A 23,225-nucleotide genomic window follows, 5' to 3' on the forward strand; every position below is an offset into this window, starting at 1 on the left:
CTCCACCTGCGCTGAACTCACACCGAACCACTCCGACGCAACGACCTCCCGGGCGGTTCCGTACCCACCGCCCATGTTTCGCTACAGAAGGTAGTTACCCGTCAGCATGCCGCGCCACCCCCATCAAAGCGGAATCCCGGGTCAGCCGTCCCGGCCCTGCCAGGTCGTGATGCAGGCTTCGTTTCCCTCCTGGTCGGCCAGCACCCAGAAGGCGGGGGCGCGCGTCGCGGACACAAGCCGGCCGCCCGCCGCCAGTGCTGCCTCCAGGCGCCGCGGGGCCTCGTCGTGCGGAACAGAGATATCGAAGTGGATGCGGTTGCGCTGCGGGCGCGCTTGGTCCATCTGCTGGAACCAGACGGCCGGACCTTGTCCGACCGGGTCGATGAGCGGGTCCTCCGGCCCCTCGGCACCTGCCTCGCCGGTGTAGCCCAGCACCGCCCTCCAGAACGCCCGGATCCCGCCGATGTCCAGGGCGTCGATCGCGATCTCCAGAGTCTGGACGGATCGCGGCGCCCCCGTTCCGATCTCGGGCTCCGTCGACAGCCCGGACTTGTCCACGGCGGCAGAGATCCGAAGCGCGAGTTCGACGTCCAGGGTGGTGACCGCCGCGTGCTCCACCGACTGGAGGGTGAAGACGACCCGCTCGGGGCGCGCATCGACCCGGAGGTGGCGGTCGGCGTCGCCGCCGCACACCGCGACAGCATCCGCAGCCAGGCCGACCGCCCGCGCCAACGAGCCGACCGGAACCGACGTCAGCAACGCACCCAGCACGAACCGCCACCCAGCACCCTCGACCGCCTCCGAAGCTTCCTGCCGACTCAGCACCTGTTCCATAGCCGCATCCTCGCAGGCCATCGCTACGGTCGGTCGAGCGCTTCCGAGAGCGACTGGCGTACGCGTATCGTCAGACGCGTGGCATCAAGACCGTTGCCGCAGCGCGCTGTTCGCGCTGTCGGTGAAAGCTCGCTCGCTGAGCGCGTGGCCCGTGCTCAGGAGCTGGCTTATGCGCCGTTGATCGACTGGGTACGGCGCAGTCCGATGCATACCGACGTACTGGGTCACTCGATCCATCCGTCGCTCACCGACGTGACCACCGGGTGCTGGCTCGGCACGACCCTTCTCGACCTCGCCGGCCGATCCGAATCGCGGCGCGGTGCGGCCCTGCTCGCCGGGCTCGGAGTACTGGCGTCTGTGCCGACAGCCATCGCGGGCGCCGCCGACTGGTCGGACCTGTCAGGTTCCGAACGCCGGATCGGCGCGGTCCACGCACTCGGCGCCGACACGGCGATCTTCCTCTTCGCCGGCTCGCTCGTCGCCCGCCTGCGCGGCAAGCACCGCAAAGGAGCAAAGCTCGCCCTCGCCGGAAACCTGGTCATAGCAGCCGCAGGCTTCCTCGGCGGACACCTGGCCCTGAACCGCGGCACCGCCCGCCGAGACTCCTTTGCCGAGAGCAACTAGGAAGCTCAGCGCCAACTGGAAAGCTGTACGTCGCTCACATGGCCGAACCCTGCACCGGTAGCCCGGAGCACCTGTTCGCGGGGCAGGACGTCGCAGCGATCGGCCCACTCCTGCCACTGTGCCGACATCACCCGCACCCGATCCGGATGCTTGGCGCTCAGGTCCGTCAGCTCAGTGCGATCCGAGGCGAGGTCGTACAGCTCCCAGTCCCCCGGGTACTTGCGGACCAGCTTCCACGGTCCGATCCGGATGGCGGCGTTCCCCTCGTGCTCGAAGTACAGCGGATGCTCCGGCGTCGGCGTACCGCGCCATGAATCGAGCATGCTCCGCCCCTCCAGCGGCAGCACGTCGCGGGGATAGTCGGCCCCGGTGATCTCCAGGACGGTCGCCAGTACGTCGGGAAGCTGGTGCGGATCGTGATCGGTACCGCGGTGCAGCCCGCCACCGGGCCAGTGCACGATCATCGGAGTCGCGATACCGCCCTCATGCACCCAGTGCTTGTACTCCCGGAACGGTGTGTTGGACAGGTTCGCCCACGGCTTGCCGTACGACGCGAACGTCTCAGGGCCACCAGGTGTGACAGTGGTGTCGTTGCCGCGCCGTACCCGACGCCCGTCCCGCGTCCGGGTCGGTGTGTGGATGGGGCGATGCGACAGCTCATCCACCCAGCCGGTCGGGATCTCCTCTGCACAGCCGCCGTTGTCGGACAGGAACATGATCAGGGTGTCGTCCAGCTGACCGGTCCGGGTCAGTGCCTCCACCAGGGTGCCGACTGCGGCGTCCATCAGCTCGACCTGTGCGGCGTACACCTCCATCCGCTGCTCCTGCCAGTCGGTGTCAGCGGTCTCCGCCCACGGCACGACGTCGGCGTCTCGCTCGCTGAGCGGCCAGCTGCCGTCGATCAGCCCGGATTCGATCTGTCGCTGGTAGCGCCGTTGCCGCAGCACGTCCCAGCCCTCGCGGTACCGCCCGCGGGTGCGCGCGATCGCCTCCGGCGGTGCGTGCAGCGGCCAGTGCGGCGCGTTGAACGGGAGGTAGAGGAAGAAGGGTGCGCTGCTGGCCTCGGAGTGATCGGTGACGAACTCAGCAGCGCGGCGTCCGAGCTCGTCGGTCAGATAGAGGTCCTCGGGCAACTCTCCGGCCGGCTCGGTGTCGCACGTCAGCGTCGCCGGATCGTAGTAGCTGGCCGCGCCGTTGATGATCCCCCAGAACGAGTCGAAACCACGCTGCGTCGGCCAATGACCGTCCGGCGTGTGCAGGCTTCCGGTGAGGTGCCACTTGCCACGGATGGCCGTCGTGTACCCGGCCGCGCCCAGCACCTCCGCCATCGTGGCGCACCGGTTGTTGATCGTGCCCGGATAGCCCAGCGGACCGTCGTTCTCGACCAGTACGCCGATGCCGGTCTGATGCGGATGGAGCCCGGTCAGCAACGACGCGCGCGCCGGAGAGCAGCGCGCGGTGTTGTAGAACTGCGACATCCGGACGCCACCGGCCGCCAGCGCGTCCAGGTTCGGGGTGTCGATCTCACCGCCGTAGCAGCCGAGGTCCGAGTAGCCCATGTCGTCGACCATGATGAGCACGATGTTGGGGCGGGTCTGCGGCACGTGTCCTCCGTGTCTGGTCAACTGGCGACGGTCGGCTGAAGCTCGGTGAGCTCGACCCAACGGCGGTGCTGCCGCGCTCGTTCGGCGGCGAAGACCAGCAGGTGGCCGTTGATCGAGTCGGCGAGCTGTGTGCTCGACACACTCGCCGGCTCGCCACGGACGACCCGGACGAAGTCGGCCACGAGCCTGTGATCACCGCCGCCGTGCATGTCGTCGGTCACGGACGTGGTGATGATCTCCTCGTCGTACGACGCGGCTCGGTCGGTGCGGATCCGACGTACCCGAAGTGTTCCGTCCTCCAGCGCCCCGGAGATCTCGCCGGTCGTGCCGACGACGTGGAGCGTGCGGCTGGACGCCGGCGTGTTGGTCGCCAGCGCGAACGACCCGATGACACCGTCGGCGAACTCGACGCTCACGGTCTGCCGATCGAGTACGTCGTTGTCGGCGTGCCACACGCACCGGCCGTAGCGGTTGTCCGTACGCAACGACTCGAGCTTCTGGTCCAGGTCGAGCTCAGGGCTCAGGTGCTCGGCCTGCTCCCAGATGTACTCCGGCCACTTGTTCAGCTCGACGTACAACCGCTGCGCCGAGTACGAGCACGTCGCCTCGATCGAACAGTCCGACAGGCACCGCGTCCCCGCCCCCTGCGGCGCCCGCTCAGGAACGAACATGCCACGCGATCCCGAGCTGGCGACCCGGGCCGGAGCCGCGGCGTTGCACAGCCAGGTCATCAGATCCAGGTCGTGGCAGCACTTCGCCAGCAGCATCGACGAGCCGGACTGCTCGGAGTTCCCCCAGCGACCACGCACGAACGCCATCGACATGTGGTCGTAGCTGACGTGCTCGGCCATCTCGATACTCAGCGGCTCACCGATCTCGCCGGCGACGATCCGGCGCTTCGCTTCGCTGTAGAACGGCGCGTAGCGCAGCACGTGACAGATCATCAAGGTCCGCCCGGACGTACGCTGCGCCTCGGCCAAGGCCATGAGCTCCGGCGCGCTCTGCGCGATCGGCTTCTCCAGAAGTACGTCGTACCCGCCGGCCAGCAGGTGGATCGCGGTGGGCACATGATCCTGGTCCATCGTGGCGTCGATCGCGACGTCGGCGACCGCGCCCGCGTCCGGGAGGTCGGTCAGCGACGAGTACCGGGCCGCCGGCGGGATCCCGAACTCCGTACCCCACCGCTCGCGCCGCGTCGGATCAGGCTCGACGATCGCGGTGATCGCCAACTCGTCGGGCGCGACCTGCGCGTAGCGCGAGTAGAGCACGCCACGGTGCCCGGCGCCGACGAGCACGGCCCTTACTTTCTGCATCTGTCGCGGTCCTTCTGCTCAGGCGGGAGTGATTCGGTGAACCTCGACGTACCCCGCTCGACCTACCGCCAACCACTTCTCGGAGACGTCAGCGAGCGCAACACCTTGCAGATTCGGCGAGCACGGCGCGCCGGTGCGGTCCACCGCCAGGGTCCCGATCAGGTTGTCGTTCTTGTTGCTTTCCTGCGTACCGCCGTACAGACCCCTGATGTACGGCCCGGCACCGGCCGCCGCCCTGAACTCCAGCCCCTTGGGCCGGTGCTTTCCCTTGACCGGCTCGCTGTTCGGCAGGGCCTGGGTCACGAACCCGTTCGGACCCTTGGCCCACCAGGCGACCCCGTTGTCCCAGACGAGCAACGGCGGATCGCTCGCCACCACCATCGGCACGGTGCCGGTATCGAACTCGAGCGGCTTGCCATCGGACAGACGGATCACGTCGACGTCCGTACGGTCCGCGTGTTGCAGCACGGTGTGGTCTGCGGCCGTTCCCCGGTGTTCCCACGGTCCACGCGACTGGTGCGTACCGGTCCAGCGAGCCTTCCGGTCCGCGCATCACGGACCTCCAACTGCCAGAACGCCGACATCCGCTTCGCGACTACGACCGAGTTCCCATCACCTGAGACCCCGACGACATCAACGTCGCGCCACAGCTCGTTTCCGTTCTTGGCGTCGAGCGCGACCGTCATCGGTTTCTTACCGTCGATGATCCACTTCACCGCACCATCCGCCGCGTTGAAACAACTGACCCGACCGCTCTCCGTCCCCGTTCCGTCAACCACCACGACGGTGTCCCCCACCACCCGCACCCGCCCCGGCGCAACCAACTCACGTCCACCAGTTCCCGCGGCGTCAGTTGGGTAGCCAGGTTGGGCCGGCAGTCCTTGGGAGCAGGGAGCGGTGAGAGTTCCGGTGGCGTCATACCCGCGAACGACGTACGGGCGAGACATGACCGCTCTCCTGGTGTCCGGGCCTTCCGGCGCGCAGCATGGAGGTATGGACAGGACGTCGGTGCACGAGGAACTCGAGCGGGTTCGTGCCGACTTCCGCTACCTGGTCGAGTCGGCCGACGACGAGGTACTGCGGAGGCCGTCGAACGGCACGCGGTGGAATAACCGCCAACTGCTGTTTCACATGCTGCTGGGCTACCTGATCATCCGCGCGCTGCTCAGGCTGGTTCGTGTCTTCGGTCGGCTGCCCCGCGGAGCAAGTCGCACGTACGCGCGATTGCTGAATGCAGGAACCCGGCCGTTCGACGAGGTCAACTTCCTTGGTTCGTACGCCGCCGGCCGCACGGTCAGTCCGGCTCGCATGGTCGTGATGTTCGACCACGTCGTCGACAAGCTTCACCGACGGCTCGACGCCGAAACCGACGCGGACCTGGCGCGAGGGATGCATTACCCGACCAGGTGGGATCCGTTTTTCAACGACTACATGACCCTGGCTGACGTCTATCACTTCCCGACCCAGCACTACGACTTCCACCGCGAGCAACTCGCACTGGACTGAGGTCAGCAACAGGTCTTCAGGTAATCCTGAAGGTCGGACAGTGCTGTGGCCGCGCCGTCGCGGTCGGCTCGGTAGAGGACGGTTTTACCTTCGCGGCGGGACGTGACGATGCCGCCGCGGCGGAGGATGTCCAGTTGCTGGGAGGCGGTGGACTGGCCGATGCCGGCTTGGGCGGCGACCTCGTTGACGGACAGCTCGGCGCCTCGAGCGAACAGGAGCATGATGCGCTGCCGCGTCGGGCTCGACAGGGCCTTCAGAAACTCGTGGGTCGCGGCGCTCAACTCGACGGCGTCGGCGGGCGCGCACGACGGCGCGCTCGGTGTCTCCGCGTGCTGCGCCATACCGCCAGCCTAGCTCATATCGTTATTTCGTCATATCGGGATATTACGATATGTTGCAGATATGACAGCTGACTCAGTCGTGATCATCGGTGGTGGCCAGTCAGGACTGGCCGGGGCGTTCGCGGCGCGGGAAGCGGGGCTGCGGCCGGTGGTGCTGGAGGCCGGCGACCGGGCCGTCGGGTCCTGGCCGGAGTACTACGACAGCCTGACGCTCTTCTCCCCCGCCCGCTACAGCGGCTTCCCCGGGGCACCGTTCCCCGGCGATCCGGATCGCTACCCGACCAGGGACGAGGTCGTCACCTATCTCGAAAAGCTTGCCCTCGGCATCGACGCCGAGATCCACACCAACAGCCGAGCGACCACGGTAGAAGCCTCCGACCGCGGCTTCGCAGTACACACGAACACCGGCGAGGAGCTCCGCGCCGCCGGGGTCATCTGCGCCAGCGGATCGTTCACCAACCCCCACATTCCCGACATCCCCGGCGAGTTCACCGGACCACTCCTGCATGTCGCGAACTATCGCAGCCCCACGCCGTACGCCGGTCAACGCGTCGTCGTGGTCGGCGCCGGAAACTCCGCGATCCAGGTCGCCTACGAACTCGCCCATGTCGCCACGGTGACGCTTGCCGTACGACGTCCCATCCAGTTCGTCCCGCAAGTCCGGGGTGGCCGCGACATGCACTACTGGCTGCACGCGCTACGCCTGGACCTCCTGCCACCTTCGGTCCTGAAGAGGCTGATCAGAGGCACGCCGGTGTTCGACACGGGCATCTACAGCCACGCCCTGAAGTCCGGCCTACTGGACCAGCGACCCATGGTCACCCGCCTCAACGCCGATCAAGTCGAATGGTCGGACGGCACCCGCGAACACGTCGACGCCATCATCTTCGCAACCGGCTACCGCCCGAACCTCCCGTACCTCAAGGACCTGGGCGCACTGGACAGCACCGGAATGCCGCTCCACAGGCGCGGCATCTCGCTCACCCACCCGGGCTTGGTTTACCTCGGCGTCGAGTTCCAGCGATCCTTCTCATCGAACACACTGCGGGGCGTGTCACGCGACGCGGAGTACGTCGTGCGCGCTATCGCAGGAAGGTAGGACAACTATCGCATCGCCGACCACGCGGTCTCGATGGCCCGCCGCGTCATCTTCCTCGTCACCGGCGAGCTACCGGCACCTCCGTAGGGCGTCGGTAGCAAATCTGTCGCCGGCCCGCGATCGTTGGTGATCTGAATGGCTCTTCCCGAACTGGACGTCGCACGCACACAGCGGTGCTGCGCCGCACGCGTCCCGGCCCATCAACGCTTCCACCCCTATGACCGGCTCGCCCCGTCAAAGTGGGCGAACGTCACCGAACTTGCAGCCCGACACGGCGCGATCCTGCTCCGAGAATCTGCGGTTCGGAATACGTCTCGATGGCATCGGCTCACCCCAGGAACAGTCGACGACGTCCAACTCAGGCCACGCGCCATGCTGAGCGTCTGGCCCGACCTCTCTACCGACGTGGAAGCGGTCCAGACGAGGGTCGGCAGCCTCTGTGAGTACGTCTGGGAGAACCAGGCCGGCGATATTCAGAGCCTAACGCTCGTCGACGCCACGGCCGAAGACTTTCCGGACGGGGCCGTTGCAGCAGCCACAATCTCCCTCATCGAAGAGGAGTACAACCCCCTGCTCGAGGGAGTTCTACCCGATTCCGATGGCGTACTGCGAGCCCGCTGGTCAGCCACCTGACGAAGCGGGATCGCGAGCAGCTGCCACCCGAGCGCGACGAGGATCGGAGTCATGCGCTAACTCTCGGTGATCCCACCGACAACACAGGTCCTGCACACCTGGGAGCCGCATGGGACGAAGCCTGTCGACTGCGGGCTACCAGAGTGAACAGCGCCTGGACTGGTCGACTCGGTCCGGCTGGAGGGGCTCGCGGGGGTCTGGTGGTTCGGCTTTCCTGCGAAAGCGGTGGGCCCATGGGACTCGAACCCACAACCCGATCGGTGGTGAGGTTCGGCGAGCGCTGAGCGAGTAGCTGCGAAAAGCGAGGCGAGAAGCCGGCATGACGCAACTGGAGGTGACGAAGCGGCTCGGCTGGTCCAACTCAAGGATCAGCCTCATCGAGCGCGCGCGGCTCAAGGTCACGCGAGAGGACGCGAAGGCACTGCTGGATCTGTACCGGCTGCGTGGTCCGGACAGGGCGATCCTCCTCAGCCTGGTCGATGAAGACTCGGCACCGAGCGAGGCTGATGCCTTCTCGTGGCTCACGTCCCACGTATTCAGGAAGACGACAGCAACGATCCTCGATGACGCCCGCCAAAGCGCGCGACAGATCGCCGACCAGCTGGACACGCACGGCCCTCGATGACGCAGGACGTCTACATGGGGCGGAAGGCGAAGAACCCGGCCGCGGCAAGCGCGCTGGAGCGGGCTCCCAACGCTGATCCGGAGAGCAAAACCACGGGGTAAACCATGCACTGCGGTGACAACAGACCCCGGGTCAGGCTTCCGACCTGGGGCTTTGTAGTCACCGTGGGACTCGAACCCACAACCCGCGGAAACTGGCAGGAATACGCTCATCATTTGTCATCAATTGGCACATCTACCCGCGACCTGCGGACTTACACGACCAGGCTGCGCATCACTACCCAAGCACAGCCACGGTCTTCCGTTGATTTTGCTGAGTAAACGCGGACAGGTGCCCTCTGCGTCCTCGTAGGTCCGGTCGGCTCAACTCGCCGGTCTGGCCCGTGACCTATCTGACTATTATCACCGAGACGGGATCCGCGCGAGCGCGAGGATCTGACGTGCGCGTCTGGGTGGTGGGGCTGCTGGATCCCGCACTAATCGGCCTCGTCGGGTCGGATCTGGGGCCTATCTGCGGATGGTGAAGACCGCGTCGGGGTCGACGGCGATACAGGTCGTGTGTCGTCTCGGCGTCGTCGACGGATATCGACCATCTCAGTTCGGCGCACGATGACCGCGAGTTGGAGGCGCAGAAGGCTGTCAGCGAATCACCGGCTAGTCGCGGGCCTGGCGAGCTGGATCTGCGGCTGGATGTGGCGGCGGTGTCTGGTCCGTTGGAGATCGCCTCGTCGCGGATGGCATTTGTAGGATGCGTTGTTCCCTCCTAAGACTCAGGTTTCCGTGGCCAGCAAACGCACGGCGACAGTCGGGCTCACCGATCCCGCCCAGCTGGAGTGCGTCAGCGGGTCCGGAGGACGGAGCCGACCCGGGTTTGGCGAAAATACGGTGTGCCGGTCTGCACAACTAGGCACACTGACCTTTATGAGTGATGGCCAGTTGCCGGGCGTGGACGACGCAAGCGCGTTACGCGGCCCGGAGGACGTCAAGCGGCTCATCGAGCGCGGACGGGAAGCAGGTGCATTGGAGGCGCTGCGTGCTGCCCGGCAGTCGGTCGAGTCCTCGAGTCTGTCATTGGTGGCCGCCGGGTTCGCGCAGCTTGAGCAGTGGGCGGAAGCTGCCGAAACGTTGCGCAGGGCAATCGAGTTGCGCCCCGGCGAAGGGGACCTCTGGGCGCAACTCGGGGACGCACTGGTCGTGGGCGACCAGTGCGACGAGGCGGTGACGGCGTACCGGCAAGCGATCGACCTCGGCGTTGTGGATGAGGTGCTGGAGGCGTTACTTGAATTCAAGCTCGAGGAACGGGCGATTGAGCTTCTGACTGCCGCCCGGGAACGGCATCCGGCGTCCGCGTCGGTCTGTGGCGCGCTGGCGCTCGCGTACGGCCACTCAGGCGAGCATGAGCGCGCGGCAGACCTGTTTGGCGCAGCACTCGAGCTCGACCCGGAGAATCTCCGCACACGTTGGAACCTGACCCGCGCGCTGACGGAAACCGGACATTCCATTGAGGCATGGCGAGTCTTCTGGCAGCAGCCGGCGGAACATACGACGGGCCCCACCCGCGTCGAGCTCAACGACCATCCGAGCGACGTGCCATGGCAGGCAGGACACCCAGACCTCTTGCGCGCCTTGCAGTACGCCATCGAGTGGCACGTGCCGCAGATTCGAAGCGGTGGGTACGAGCGGGAGTCCGACCTGGCGTTCTCCTTCGACATCGAGGCCGCGACCCTCCGGTCGACGCTGGTCATGGAGCCGGCCGGTACCGGTGTCCGGTTCGTCGTTACCTCGACCGATGGGACGCCGGTTCAAGATCCTGACTTGCGGGTGTGGCACACCATCGTTGACGAGGCGCTGTACCACTTCCGCGAGCCCGGGGACACAGTCTGGTTCGCTTTGCTTGGCACGACGCCGTGTGGCCCGCTCGAGTACGCCGATCAGCGCCTGCGGGCCGCAGGCAAGGTCGGCCCAATCGACCTCAAACCCTGCGTCGCGGTCGACGAGCACACCGGCATCGTTGGACTGAGTGACGGCAAGGTGCGCCAGATTCACCCAGTGCTGCTCGAAGGGGCCTGCCGCAACGACCACGACGGCGGCATCTATGCGTATGAGGAAGGCATACAGACCCGCCGGATGTGCGCGTTGCTATCACTCGCGTGGGGGCGCTGCTGGACGATCAAGCTGCATCCGCAGCCCGAGCCTCCGCCGGGTGTTGCTCTCGACTCCGAAGTACCTCCGCCTGAGAGGTCGAACAACCTCGGCTCGACGGAGGTTGTGGAGCTGCCATCCTGGCTGGCTGCGGCATGGAAGAACGTCGAAGACGACCCCAACCTGTCGGACGCCCTCGACTCGTTCTACGAGGGCATGTTGCTGCTCAGCGACCACCCGTCCGTGGCGATGGTCGCGTTCGTCACCTGCTGCGAGACGTATGGGAGCCGCTCGATTCCACAGCGGCGATCGCGGGCGCGGGTCCAGGCAGCGCTGGAGACGGTACTGGACCAAGAAGACGCCACCGAGCTGATCGACGCCTACTACTCGCACCGCAACGAGACCGCACACGAAGGTAAGCTACACGGCCTCGAGAGGTCCTCCGGGTTGCAGGTCGACCGGATGGTCGGAGAGGAAAATCCGGAGCTGGCGTTCATCTACGGCCTCTTGAACGGTCTACGCGACGCAACTCGCGATGTGCTGCTGTCGGCCGTCGGCGAATCCCGGTCGGCCCGCTAGCACTGCGCCAAGGCCGAGGTGGGTCTCGAATCCACGGTCAAAGATTTGATAGCCACGGCAACTCTCCATCAGCCAGCTCCAGACTGCGTGTGTTGACCGGTCATCCACTTCGGTCCATCCTGACAACGGTGCTCAACGCGATCTCGCACCACGATCGGCACCACCGCAGTGGCGCTGAGGCCCGGACCTCTCGCTGACGCCACGGTTGCGACCCAACTGCGGCCCAGGCAGCGCGCCGATCCCCGCCGAGACCCCACTGCTCACTGACCAAGCAACACCCTCGACCAGATCACCTGACAAGCGCACCCAATTGATGAGACTCAGGTCGTAGGTCCGGTCGGCTCAACTCGCCGGTCTGGCCCGTGGCCTACACATTCATACCCATCGGTATCCATCGGCTCTCCACCTCCTGCGGCAGCCTCTGATGGGGCAGCGACGGAGCAGATGGACGCTCGGAACGCTGTCTAGGGGCTCGAACCGGACTCTAGATGGCTTCACTTTGCCTTGGTGTGGGGACTCGTTCTCGGCGGGATTGCCGAGGCTCCGGACTACGCTCCTTTGCTATGAGGACTACTTGGGGCATCCACAACGACCAGCCCGAGATTGATCCGGTCACGGATGAGGCTGTTCGGATCGGTTGGGATGAAGCCGGTGATCTCTCGGCGATTGAGGCCACACGAGAGGCCTTCAAGGCCGCGTTGGCGGAGCGCATGCCGGACCTCGACGAGGCCTCGACTCCAAGTAGTGCCGGGACGCTGTATCGGTTCGTCCATTCGATGGCCGACGGTGATGTCGTGGTGTGTCCCGACCGGTCCGCTCGTGCCTTGAACATCGGGCTGGTCACAGGGCCATACGAGTTCCACCCGGACAGTCGCGTTTACCGGCATTGGAGGCCTGTTCGCTGGGTGAGAACCGGTGTGCCGCGCGCTGAGTTGTCCGTGGCGGCCCAGCACGAGATCAGCGCGGCGACAACGTTGTTCCTGATCAAGACCGGTGAGGACGAGATCGAGCATCTGCTTGGTGCGCCGCAGCCCCAAACCGAGCCTAACTACTCCTGGGCGGACTACTACCCACAGCTGGCAGACGCTCTCCTGGACTTTCGTCACAACCGGGGAGCACTGCTGGAGAAGGTGTGGAAGGTATCTCAGGCGTCGGGCCGTACCGAACTGTTCAAGTATCTGCGGGCGGATCACCTGAGCGACGGGACCCGTGGATCTGTGCGTGACCTCGATCCCTTCACGGTGCTTGGCTCCTTCAACCGAGGTATCCGGCCCGACGCTCGCGCCGACATCGCCGGTGCCTATGGCACGGAGTTCGGCTTGGTACCGCCCTATCCGAATAGCTTCGACGGCGTTCCGGTGCTCAACAACCTCAACTCGTGGTTCTTCGGACGGGAGAACGAGCGGGATCCCCAGGACATCGATTCCTTGTGGGAACTGTGCGATGCCGCCGTCGGCTACGCGGCCAACGCGACGGAAGGGACGCGTGAGCGACTGGTCTCGGCGTTCGATGCTTGCGCCACCGGGGGTACCCGCAAGTTGACCATGGGCATCTATTGGATCCGCCCGCACGCGTTCGCGGCGTACGACTCCACCAACACCACCTTCCTCAAGAAACAGTTCCCCGAGCTGGCGGCGAAACTTGCTCTCAACGCCCGGATCAACGGCGAGCAGTTCCTCGCCAACACCGAGACCTTCAAGGCCTGGCTCGCCGATACGGCGACGCCCTACAGCTCCTTCCCCGAGCTGTCCAACGCGGCGTACAACTATGTGACGGGTCCAGATGCCTCTAACGTCCCGCAAATCGCCATCGGCGAGCCAGCGACCAAGCCTGTCTCGACTGATGTGGCGCTGGCCGGCGAGAGCTACGGTGTCGACTCGATCCGGGACGACGGATGCTTCATTCCCACATCTGAGCTCGAGCCGATGCTCGAGCGGCTGCGTGCACGTAAGAACATCATCCTGCAGGGGCCCCCAGGCACCGGGAAGACGTGGCTTGGCAGACGGCTCGGATGGGCTCTGTGCGACGAACGGCGGAGCAGCCGAGTCGAGGTAGTGCAATTCCACCCGTCGCTGAGCTATGAGGACTTCGTACGAGGCTGGCGTCCCTCGGGCACGAGTGAAGGACTCCAGCTCGCCGACGGACCGTTCTTGGAGATGTGCACGAACGCCGAAGAGGACCCAGACCGTCCCTGGGTGTTGGTCATTGAGGAGATCAACCGCGGTAACCCGGCCCAGGTACTGGGCGAGCTGCTGACCCTAATCGAGGCCGACAAGCGGTCCGCTGACCAAGCCATGCGGTTGGCCTACCCCAGGCAAGCTGGGGAGCGGTTCTTCGTGCCACCGAACCTGCACATCATCGGCACCATGAACGTGGCCGATCGATCGCTGGCAATCGTTGACATGGCCCTGCGGCGACGCTTCGCGTTCATCGAGCTCACCCCCTCGTTCGGCGAGGACTGGGTACAGCACCTCAACGGTCTCGGATACGACATTGATCTGCTCGAGACCTACGGCGAACGGGTTCGCAGCCTCAACGAAACCATTTCCCATGACAGCGCCCTGGGACGCCAGTACTGCATCGGTCACAGCTACTTCACACCGGCAGCGCATCTCGAGGAGACGGGCCTGGACACCGCCGGGTGGTGGCGTCGAGTTGTCGACACTGACGTGCGGCCGCTGCTGGAGGAGTACTGGTTTGACCGCCCGGAGCTCGCCGAGGCGGCCTCCGAGAAGCTGTTGGGAATGTAACCGTGCAGATACCGATCCGGAACGTCTGGTTGCTCCAGCTATATGCGTCCTCGTTTTGCCGCAGCGCCGGCACGGGACTCGTATCAATGGAGGACAACCCTGAGGATCTGCCCGAACTGGCCGCGCGAATCCTCGCTGATGAGGTGGCCGTTCGGCTGCACACCGGCCTATCGGTCGGCTTCCGGCAGACGACACGCGCGGTGAACCGGGTCCGCGGGCGCATCAACATCCTGACGACGGAGCGGCACCAGCTGCTTCGCCGTGGCCTAGTGAACTGCACCTTCGATGAGATCGTCACGGACACCCCCGCCAACCGACTGGCCAAGGCTGCTTTAGAAAAGGCGGCAGTCCTGGTGCCGAAGGAGCCTCGATACCGGTCCCTTGCACTACAACTCGGCGCCGCCGGCGTACGCGGCCCTTGCCCACCGCTCAACAGCGTGTCAGCCATGCAGCGTCAGCGGCTCCTCACCCGCGATCAGCTCATGGTCGCCGCCGCCGAGCTGCTCCTCACCCTCGCGATCCCGACAACCGAATCGGGCGGCAAGATGCTGCCGCTGCCCTCCCTGGAGGACACGTACCTTCGCAAGCTGTTCGAACGCGCGGTGTACGGCTTCTACCGCCACCGGCTGACGCCATCCGGCTGGAACGTCTCGCACGGAGACCACTTGAAGTGGGACATCTCAGCAGCATCGCCGGGGATGCCCGCGATCCTCCCGCGTATGGAACTCGACGTGGTGCTCAAGCACGCGAACTCCCCCGAAGGTGGGCAGCGCCGCATCGTCATCGACACGAAGTTCACAGCCGTCACCAAGCCGGGACAGCACGGAAAACCCACACTCGCCAGCGGATACCTCTATCAGATCTACGCCTACCTCATGTCCCAAGACGCCCGTGAGCCCGACATCAAGTCCGAAGGCCTGATGCTCCATCCCACGGTTGCGGAGCATCTAGACGAGGAAGTCGTCATCCAGGGACACCGCATTCGGTTCGCTACCGTCGACCTTCTCGCGACCCCCCACCAGATCGCGGATGGACTGTTGAGCGCGGTAGCTCCCATGTCGCACCAGCCCTCGCGGTGGCCGACGATCCCCGCTGGCAGCTTCTCAGGGGTGGCCCAGGTACGACGGCGGGCGAGGACGCGTTTGCCGCCGCAATGACACGGGTCTGTCGGGGCGACAGGGGATGCAAGCGCAGGGCGGTTGAACTTCGCTATCCAATCCATAGCCCGAGGAGGGCGAGTGGACCGTGGACGCTGCCAAAGTGGTGGCGACCGTCGGACTGACAATCCTTTGTCAGTGGCTCAAGTCCCGCCACCCCTCTCGAGGCGCCTTAACGTCTACCCGTCAGCCAGACCTTGCCAGGCGGGCCGCAAGGTGACCAAATGGCTTTGCGGAATGGGGTCTTTCGACCACTGCCTCGGTTAGACACAGGCACCATGCTGGTTCTGCTGGCTCGGGTGCGGCCTTTGCTTCGCGGAGGTCTCAAGGCTCCGAGCCAGCACCTTGCAGGAGGTGAACTATGTCAACCCGGAATCAATCCCTCCGCTGGCCGCCGCTTGTCACCGCCGGTCTCCTGACGATCGGCGGTCTCGCTCTGTGCTTCGCGGTGGTCTGGATCGCCAGTCTGAACCCGAGCACGGCACCGGCCCCAGCGGACGGTCTGTCCACTGCCGAGATCGAACGGCTCAAGCTTCTGCAAGAGGTTCAACAGCTGCAAATCAGCAACAGCCGCTCCGCGGGCCTATTGGGCGCGTTGCTGTTCACCCTGCCGTTGGTGACAGCGGTCGCTGGTGTCGCTGGCGGCCTGTTTGCGTTGTTCAAGCTGATTGAGCCGCGCAGGCAGGACTTCCAAAGCCGCGTCGACCACCTCTTCGCCGAGACCGTCACCGGTCTCGGCGCGACCGCCGAGTCGACTCGCGTAGCGGCCGCATCCGCACTGAACGCGATGGTGCGCAAGGGCGACGACCTGATGCCCGATCTGTTCGCCATCGTCACGGGCGAGCTGCGCGTCAAGGGGGTGTCTCGCTCGATGGCAACACCGCTGAGCCGCACGCTCGAACGGCTGCTGCCAGCAGAAGTGGCCAAGCATCCCGCCTCCAAGCGCGGGCGCATGGTACGACGGCCTGGTGGTCCGCGGCTGCACAGGCGCGATCCGCTGCCCGTACTCTCGCTCGACCACCTCAGCACCATGCACTTGGAGCTGCGAGGGCTGGATCTGCGAGGCTGGGACGTCGATCTGGCGTTCTCAGACCTCAGGCGGGCACAGCTGCACGACGTTGTCTTCGGTGAGATACACGGGTACGAGGTTCGGCTCGACCACGCTGTCCTGTCAGGCTCCTGGATTCGGAAGGGCTGGCTGAGGAAGGCCCGTCTGACCGGCGCCTATCTGCACTGTGTCCGGTGGGACCAGGTGCGCCTGGAGGAGGCGAACCTCAACGGCACGCAGTTGCAGGGAGCCGAGCTCAAGCAGGCCAAGTCAGCGCAGCGACGCTGCGTAGCACGAACTTCGTCGGCGCCGACATCCACGAAGCGGACTTCCGGGACACGCCGCTCGACAACTTCGACACTTTCACCCTGCAGACCCTCCTGAGCACGCACAACAACAGCTGGCGCACCGCGCAGTTCGACGACGATGTGCGCGACGCGCTGATCAGACTCAGCCAGATCACGGCCATGCGGGTGTCGGACCCGCTGCTGTCCTCATGAGAACTCCCGGACGAAGGTCAGTGGCTCTTGCTTCGCGGTTCGCGGGTCCCCAGATAGATACCGGTGATTGCCTACCGTAAGCCGATCACGGTCCTCATGGGCCCCCTCCCCACCCAACCGCTCATCGTCAGATCCGGTCAACGACGAGCACACGCGGGCGATCGTGACTACCGCCAAGCCGCAGCAGACGAGTCGGCGTCCGCCACGTCCATGCCGTACCTCAAGTCACATTCCGTGATGAGGCTGCCTGGTCTCGCAGAGGCGATACAGCCGGAGACGCCGCAGCACCCTCCGGATCGAATCCCTCGATCGGCCGACCTACCCCGGTCGCCGGCCCGCAAGAAGCGGGGGCGCGTCAGGAGGCGCTCGACTTCGAGTGGACCGCTGACAGGCGCAAACGGGCCCGGATCGACATCACCGGCTCAGAGGTTTCCGGCGATCAGGCGCTGCTGGTCCGCCGTTCGATCAGTACCGGGTGAGCTGGCGTTCTACCCGCTGCTACGCACCCACTCCGGTGCCGCTGGCGACTCTGGTTGCGGTGGCCGGGCGCAGGTGGACGGTCGAGGAGTCTTTCCAAGCAGGCAAGGGGCTGGCCGGGCTGGACGAGCACCAGGTCCGCCGCTGGACCTCGTGGCACCGCTGGACCATCCTCGCCATGCTCGCCCACGCGTTCCTCGCCGTGATGACTGCCGCCGCACGAGCCGAAACCCCTTCACCGCAAGGGCTCATCGCGCTCACCGCCAACGAGATCCGGCAACTGTTCACCCGGCTCGTCAACCACACCCAACACGGCATCCAGCACCTGCTGCACTGGTCACGATGGCGAACGCCGCCACCAAGCCCGCGCACGCGGCTGCCACCACCGCCGTCAGGCCGCCCAACTCGCCTAATCACGAATTACGGCTGGAGTACTAGACCCTGGGCTCAATCAGTCACGGTCTCCAACACTCGGTCGGTGGTCCCGCGCACTACCCAAGGTGCTGCTTTCCGCATCCTCCATTGATATCTAACGGCGTACTCGCCAGGGCCTCTGAAGTGGACGACTTGGCTTCCCGCCTTGAGCGTGGCTGCGGCATCCGGGATGATCACGTGCAGGGTGACTCCGGTCATCTCGGGAGTCGCGCGGCCCCGCCGGAGCGATGCGGCTGCTCAGGAAGAATCCCGAGGCGCGGCGCGGGCGGTCAACGGCCGGGAGGCCTCTGCGTGACATGGCTCGTGCCATGAAACCGCGTCAATCAGACAGGAATCAGTCGGCTAGAGGTGCTCGATTCCGAATCACGAGAGCTCGAGGTCAAGCAGTGCGGCAGGTAGCGGGGCTCTCATAATCCGTGGGTCGCGGGGTTCGAGTCCAGTCCGCCCCAATGCGCAAATTCGCAGGACGGAGTCAGGGTCGGACCCTCTGTCCTACGGGGACCAGGAACCGCAGCGCCAAGGTCTGCGGCCGCCTTGTCGAAGCGGTCCGCACGGTGCCCGGGCGCCGAGAATCGCGTGTAACGCTCGGTGAGCCTGGGCGATTAGCTAGTGAGGGGGCGATCTCTCTGCGGCGAAGTCAACGAGTTGGCACCCGGCGACCGAGCCAACGCTCAAGCCATGTCATCGCGCCGTTGAATTTAGAGGCGAGAACCGCAGGGTGTATTGCCCGAACGTCGCACGATGGCCCGACTATAGGAATATGGGTGACGTTCGACCATGGCTGATGAACGACAGGAAGCGAGGGCTTCTGCCGTCCTCGTCGCAATGATGGGCGCCCTCTCTGAACTCCAAGCGCAAGCGACCCAAGTAGCCTGGCAGGCAGAGTCCCAACCTCGCGGCCCTGGACCCAGGCAGCCCGGCGATCGACGCGTACGCCAAGAGGTACGCCTAGTAGCCAAGGGTCTGATTCAACTCCGATCCGCCTTTGGTGAGGTCCAAAAATGGCGTCAGGACTTTACTGAGGTTGACCCGCTTCGACAGCGCTATCCCGATCTACCTTACGAAATTGACAGGCTGGGGGATGTCGTTCGTGCGACCGATGCGGATTCGCCGCGTCTCGCCCATAGGCTTCGGCGTATCGCGTTAAGCGCGAATGGAATCCGGGTATCCCTCGATCGCTTCACCGTGAGCAGAACGAGCGCGGCGTACGCCGTTCCGTCGCCTCAACGGCACAGCCCTCACCGCAACGATGGAGCCCGCTCGACGGATCGAGAGTCGGTTGACGTCATCGTCTACCTGGACAGCGATGACGATGAGGCGTTGGGACGCGCTCTGGGCGCGGTAGATAATCTCGTGCAGGTCATGGGATACGAGGAGCCGCAGCACATCCAAGTTGAACGCGGTTCGATTTTTCGACGATCCAAGGCTGCGGCACAGAAAGCATTGAGGTCGAAGGATCTTCAGGACCGACTTATTAAAGTCGAGCGAGCGGTTGAACTTGAGAAGATCGACCTGAAGCAAGCCGAGGTAGACATCAGAGAGGCCGAGGCAGCTGGCAAGCTGATGCAGAGTCTGGCCGAGATTCCACAAGCTTGCATACGCATCGGCTCCATGTTCCTAATCAAACACGATAGCCCCGGCGGCCAGGTCGTCCTGATCCGCAATCTGTCTCAACTCGAAATCCGTGCCCTGGAGAAGTTTCCAGAGATCCAAAAGGATCCGCGCTCGGCCATCGATGCATTGGCCATCGCTATCAGCGCAATGGACGAGGTGGCATCACAGGCGCCTCCCGCACGATAGGGCTGGCCGGATTCCCCCAGCTCAGCGGGGAACAGGCTGGGAACGAACTGGGGCGAATCAAGCCAAATCGAGTTGAACCGGGCGGACTGGTGATGTCTCGACACGCCTGGAGGGGGTAGCGTCCACGGGGTCCCTCGGTTTCCTAAACCGAGACTCGCGATCTGTGTAGCAGACCCGGGTGCCACCGTGTCATGCGGGTCAGCCCTGTTGACTGGTAGCTCGCCCAGCTCGTGTGCGCGCTTCACTGAATGATTGACATCGGCCAACTTGAAGTCTGAGCGCACCGTAGTTGCCGGGTGAACTGAGGCTGGCGCCGGCGTTGCGGATGCCCTTCTGCGCGCGGAAGGTCGCGAGGCTTCTCGACACGTCGTGGCACCGTGCGCTTCAATGGGCCCAGCGCTGAGGGGGTGCGGCATGGCAGTGCGTGGAATCATCCGTAGGGAGTCAACTCCGGCGAACGCCCTCGAAGTATGTTTGGCAGGGCGGCCAGAGGTGCTGATACTCGACGTTGAACCGCTGTTGCTGGACTGGCGTTCGCCAGCAGAAGCGGATGTTTCAGGTTGGTCCTCCATCGTCACGACAGCGGCCCGAGCAGGCGTCCGCACACTGGTCGTTGTGACCAACTCCAGGCGCGAGATCTCGAATCTTGGATGCGTTCCAGCTGAGGCAGGCGATCTGGCGATCCACGTGGTCAGCCGTGCGTGGAAGCCTTGGACTGCTCGTCGGAAGCTCGGATTGTACGATCATGCCTCACGAGGTGTGGTTTGCGGCGACGTCGCCTTGACTGACGGATTGCTCGCAATTCGGCTGCGATACGGTTTTGTACATTTAACATCCAAGCATCAGCCGGTGTATCCCAGGCTTCAGGACTTCCTAGGTCGCTGCTTCCTGCGACGATACTTCTGGACTGAATCAGCGGAACGCTTGTGACGACGCGCCCACCCGGCCAGGACACAGACGCACTCCTGGCCGATTACATCGCCACTCGTGAAGACGAACGCTCATATCAGGTGACTCAGGTCGCGCTCGCGTCCCTTGCACTCACGACGCTGACAGCGCTTGGCGCACTAGTTGGCCAGTACGTTCTGACAGAAGATCCGTCGTCTCGGGCCGTGCCACCAGGACTCCTGGCCGCAGCGCCGTTGATCCCGGTGGCTCTGTTCGCTCTGTTCATCCAGGCCGGCGCTCAAGCCGCGCTGCGGTACTACTACCTCTGCAATATCGAGGAGCAGTTGGCCAGCCGCAGAACAGCGTCTGCCAGCGCTCCACCGAGCCCTGCCTTTACCCGCATGGTCGGCTCCCTGGTGGGTTTGAAGCACGGCAACCCCATCTATCGGGCGCTCACCATCATGTTAGTACTGATCGCCTTCACTGCCTTCACCGTGATCACGGTCATGATCGCCATCAGCGTTCCCCGAGCCTGGACGGCCGCGATGGCCGTCACCTATACAGCGGCGGTCTGTCTCCTTTTCACGATGGCCTGGCTCAGCACAACCGGACAAAGCTTGTACCGGGCGGCCAGTCGGCGGCTGCAACCCCAGGTAGGAAAGGCAGCGCCCTCACCCCGTGAACGGCACATGTCGTCCTACCTGGCGTTGCCGCGCGGCGAAGATCTGCAGAAGAGCTTTTACTACGTAGCCGGTCTCGTTCTCGCGCCCCTTCTCGGCGACACGGCGCTGGATGGGTCGCCCGGGAAGAAGCTGGTCGTCTACTTATGGGGATGGGTGCTTCTCGAGTATCTCGCCTACCAGGCGCGCTACCAGTGGAACGACATCAGAGGAGCGGTCGAGGACGCTGCGCATCCTGCGGCGATATCACGGGCCCGCCTGCCAACTCAGAAGCTCGGCCTCGACAGGGCGGTGTCGCTGTCAAGCGCGGTCGTCATCTTCCGCATCGGCGCGGCCCTCGTTCTCGCTCTCGGTATTCCCAGCAACCAACCGGTCGGACCACTCATTGGGGTCGCCGCAATCTTCATCCTGGCGGCCTCCTACGAGACGGCCCGCAAGCTGAAGATGCCGAAGACGACCGTGGCGCTGGTGGGGTTCGGCTATCCGTTGCGCTTCTGCCTCGGGCTTGAAATCGCGGGATACCAATGGACGGGGGATGAGTCACTGCTCGCCACGGCTATCGCCGTGGCGGCGTTCCTTTCATTCGGCTGGAGCACGGTTGGGCTTGCTTGGACCCTCGAAGCGGTGCATTTTGCTCAGGAGGGCATTCCATTGCGGGCTCACCATCGTTGGTTGCTGGGCAACGCTGGCCTCATCGACAAGGCCACAGCGCTGACGGGTCCGCCCCTCGCGACCGGATACAAGATCACAGCCGTGCCCAACCTGGCGCAGCTGGCAGCCGGCCCACTCGCCATTATGGTGGGCCAACTCGCCGCGGACGACCGCTGGGACTGGTGGCCAGACGGTGTCGTTGTCGCGCTGGCGTTGGTGGTTTCAGCCGCGCTGATGTTCATGCCGCGGTGGCCTATCGTGTGGGGCTCGACCGTGGTCCTCGGCTGCCAGACATTCTTGGCTGCTGGTGTCCTCTGGCCAACCGTCGTCGCGACGTTGTTGTGGTTGGCGTTCGCCGGGTACTACGTTGCCTTTCGCACTGCCACCTACCAAGGCCTCAAAGACACACCGCACAAGATCGTAGCCACCGTGGTCAAACGACTTCTAGGACTCCGCCACTGGTTACGGACGGGTGACTGGCGTCCCGCTGGCAAATGAAAGGAGAGGGCTAGCCGCAATACCGTTCAGTTAGTGTGGCATTACGGCATAGCTTGTTGGCTGTTGCGGTTGCGGCCAGTTGGTGTGGTGGTGGGCGCGTTTGACGTGCCATTTGACGTATTTGCGTTTGATGACGCGGGGCGCGGAGCGCCGTCGTCGGGTGGGGTTGAGCCGGCGGAGTAGTCGGCGCAGGAAGTCTGTCCAGCCGGGGCTGTCGCGGCCGTGCTGGTCAGGGGGAAAACGCGCCCGGGTGGGCGAGGGTCCGGCGGGTGATCCTGAGCGCGGCGACGAAGCTGATCCGGTCCGGGTCGTGTCCGGAGTGGGTCGCGGCCTCGGCCATGAGGGAGCGGATCACGTAGTGGCAGCACAGGTGGCCCCAGATCTCTTGGAGGACCAGGTCCGGGGACTTGCTGCGCAGCACAGTGCGGGGTCCGCGCTGGTGGGTCTTGGGTTCGTCGAAGGTCAGTTCGATCTCCCACCGCTGGGTGTAGGCCGCGGCGAGATCGGTCGCACTCACCTCGTCAGGGTCGAGCATGGTGGTGAAGAGCCTGTAGGCGGTGGGGCTCTCGCGGCCGTCATCGATGGTGTGGTCGATGACCCGGACCAGGATCGGCTCCTCGCGCCGGCTGAGTGTGTCTGACGCAGGTGGGCCAGCCAGGAGCCGTCGGGAAGATCCTCAAGGTGGGTTGGTTTGGGCCCGGGCCTGGAAGATCGCGGACTTGCTCGGCGGCGCATACGTCTCGGCCCACCCCGCGACCCACGACAGCCCATCGGTCAACTGAGCCAGTACGTCCTCATAAGAACCCTCCGAATACAACGCCATCCCGATCGAGAAGTAGGCCATCACCCGCGCCGGCAGCGAACGAGGGCGCTGCTCGGTCCGGCCGACCTCGGCGATCACCTCATCGATCAAATCCGGCGGGAACACCCGCGTGAGCACACCTACCGAGACAAGGTCCGACAGACGCCGCTCGGTCTCCGGCTTCTTCCATCCACCACGCGGCATGCCATCAAGCTACACCGCTGCATCCTTAACTGAACG

Annotated in this window: 18 protein-coding genes and 1 pseudogene; 12 read left to right on the forward strand and 7 right to left on the reverse strand. The window is 64.9% G+C overall.

All coding sequences use genetic code 11. From position 1 onward, the window contains the following. Positions 1-141 precede the first annotated feature (141 nt). Complete coding sequence (locus E0H50_RS38655) at positions 142-834, reverse strand: VOC family protein (protein ID WP_131296123.1); 693 nt, start codon at positions 832-834, stop codon at positions 142-144. Between the two features lie 78 nt (positions 835-912). On the opposite strand from E0H50_RS38655, the gene E0H50_RS38660 reads away from it, so the two are divergent. Then, on the forward strand, positions 913-1,458 hold the full coding sequence (locus E0H50_RS38660) for a DUF2231 domain-containing protein (protein ID WP_131296124.1): 546 nt from the start codon (positions 913-915) through the stop codon (positions 1,456-1,458). Between the two features lie 5 nt (positions 1,459-1,463). Here the strand turns inward: E0H50_RS38660 and E0H50_RS38665 are convergent, their stop codons facing one another. Genes E0H50_RS38665 through E0H50_RS38680 form a run of 4 tightly spaced genes read right to left on the reverse strand, consistent with a single transcriptional unit; the run spans position 1,464 to position 5,091 of the window. Then, complete coding sequence (locus tag E0H50_RS38665; protein ID WP_202868522.1) at positions 1,464-3,062, reverse strand: arylsulfatase; 1,599 nt, start codon at positions 3,060-3,062, stop codon at positions 1,464-1,466. 17 nt (positions 3,063-3,079) lie between these two features. Further along, the gene (locus tag E0H50_RS38670; RefSeq protein WP_131296125.1) at positions 3,080-4,375 is read right to left on the reverse strand and encodes a Gfo/Idh/MocA family protein; all 1,296 of its coding nucleotides are present in this window, start codon (positions 4,373-4,375) and stop codon (positions 3,080-3,082) included. Positions 4,376-4,393: 18 nt separating this feature from the next. Next, the gene (locus tag E0H50_RS38675) at positions 4,394-4,810 is read right to left on the reverse strand and encodes a hypothetical protein (RefSeq protein ID WP_131296126.1); all 417 of its coding nucleotides are present in this window, start codon (positions 4,808-4,810) and stop codon (positions 4,394-4,396) included. Then, positions 4,807-5,091, reverse strand: coding sequence for a hypothetical protein (locus tag E0H50_RS38680; RefSeq protein WP_131296127.1), 285 nt, complete (start codon positions 5,089-5,091; stop codon positions 4,807-4,809). The genes E0H50_RS38675 and E0H50_RS38680 overlap by 4 nt, the downstream gene beginning before the upstream one ends. A 277-nt stretch (positions 5,092-5,368) precedes the next feature. On the opposite strand from E0H50_RS38680, the gene E0H50_RS38685 reads away from it, so the two are divergent. Continuing rightward, entirely contained in the window at positions 5,369-5,881 is a 513-nt protein-coding gene (locus E0H50_RS38685; protein WP_131296128.1) for a DinB family protein, read from the forward strand. Positions 5,882-5,883: 2 nt separating this feature from the next. On the opposite strand, the gene E0H50_RS38690 is transcribed toward E0H50_RS38685, so the two are convergent. Then, positions 5,884-6,222 carry an ArsR/SmtB family transcription factor gene (locus E0H50_RS38690; protein ID WP_131296129.1) on the reverse strand — a complete coding sequence of 113 codons (339 nt, stop codon included), beginning with the start codon at positions 6,220-6,222 and terminating at the stop codon, positions 5,884-5,886. A gap of 61 nt (positions 6,223-6,283) precedes the next feature. Here E0H50_RS38690 and E0H50_RS38695 point away from each other — a divergent pair, with 61 nt between their 5' ends. From E0H50_RS38695 to E0H50_RS38745, 10 genes are all read left to right on the forward strand, one after another. Further along, positions 6,284-7,321 (forward strand): flavin-containing monooxygenase, encoded by a 1,038-nt coding sequence (locus E0H50_RS38695; RefSeq protein ID WP_131296130.1) that lies wholly within the window; start codon positions 6,284-6,286, stop codon positions 7,319-7,321. A 372-nt stretch (positions 7,322-7,693) separates the two neighbouring features. Beyond that, positions 7,694-7,954 (forward strand): hypothetical protein, encoded by a 261-nt coding sequence (locus E0H50_RS38705; RefSeq protein WP_131296131.1) that lies wholly within the window; start codon positions 7,694-7,696, stop codon positions 7,952-7,954. A gap of 292 nt (positions 7,955-8,246) precedes the next feature. Beyond that, the gene (locus E0H50_RS43610; RefSeq protein ID WP_272948560.1) at positions 8,247-8,579 is read left to right on the forward strand and encodes a helix-turn-helix domain-containing protein; all 333 of its coding nucleotides are present in this window, start codon (positions 8,247-8,249) and stop codon (positions 8,577-8,579) included. A 920-nt stretch (positions 8,580-9,499) separates the two neighbouring features. Beyond that, the gene (locus E0H50_RS38715; protein ID WP_131296132.1) at positions 9,500-11,299 is read left to right on the forward strand and encodes a tetratricopeptide repeat protein; all 1,800 of its coding nucleotides are present in this window, start codon (positions 9,500-9,502) and stop codon (positions 11,297-11,299) included. A 563-nt stretch (positions 11,300-11,862) separates the two neighbouring features. Then, positions 11,863-14,049 (forward strand): AAA family ATPase, encoded by a 2,187-nt coding sequence (locus tag E0H50_RS43615; protein ID WP_202868524.1) that lies wholly within the window; start codon positions 11,863-11,865, stop codon positions 14,047-14,049. A gap of 2 nt (positions 14,050-14,051) precedes the next feature. Further along, positions 14,052-15,206 carry a 5-methylcytosine restriction system specificity protein McrC gene (locus tag E0H50_RS38725; protein ID WP_272948557.1) on the forward strand — a complete coding sequence of 385 codons (1,155 nt, stop codon included), beginning with the start codon at positions 14,052-14,054 and terminating at the stop codon, positions 15,204-15,206. Positions 15,207-15,567: 361 nt separating this feature from the next. After that, positions 15,568-16,638: a pentapeptide repeat-containing protein gene (locus E0H50_RS38730; RefSeq protein WP_131296135.1), complete on the forward strand. Its 1,071-nt coding sequence runs from the start codon at positions 15,568-15,570 to the stop codon at positions 16,636-16,638. Between the two features lie 654 nt (positions 16,639-17,292). Then, complete coding sequence (locus tag E0H50_RS43335; RefSeq protein WP_165547444.1) at positions 17,293-17,757, forward strand: hypothetical protein; 465 nt, start codon at positions 17,293-17,295, stop codon at positions 17,755-17,757. A gap of 686 nt (positions 17,758-18,443) precedes the next feature. Further along, positions 18,444-19,466, forward strand: a complete 1,023-nt coding sequence (locus E0H50_RS38740) for a hypothetical protein (protein WP_131296136.1) — start codon at positions 18,444-18,446, stop codon at positions 19,464-19,466. A gap of 1,010 nt (positions 19,467-20,476) precedes the next feature. Then, a complete protein-coding gene (locus tag E0H50_RS38745) occupies positions 20,477-22,183 on the forward strand; it encodes a hypothetical protein (RefSeq protein WP_131296137.1) in 1,707 nt (568 codons plus the stop codon). A 229-nt stretch (positions 22,184-22,412) separates the two neighbouring features. Here the strand turns inward: E0H50_RS38745 and E0H50_RS38750 are convergent. Further along, positions 22,413-23,189, reverse strand: a pseudogene (locus E0H50_RS38750) (transposase domain-containing protein). Positions 23,190-23,225: the final 36 nt, after the last annotated feature.

The sequence above is a fragment of the Kribbella sindirgiensis genome, assembly GCF_004331435.1.
Lineage (GTDB): Bacteria > Actinomycetota > Actinomycetes > Propionibacteriales > Kribbellaceae > Kribbella > Kribbella sindirgiensis.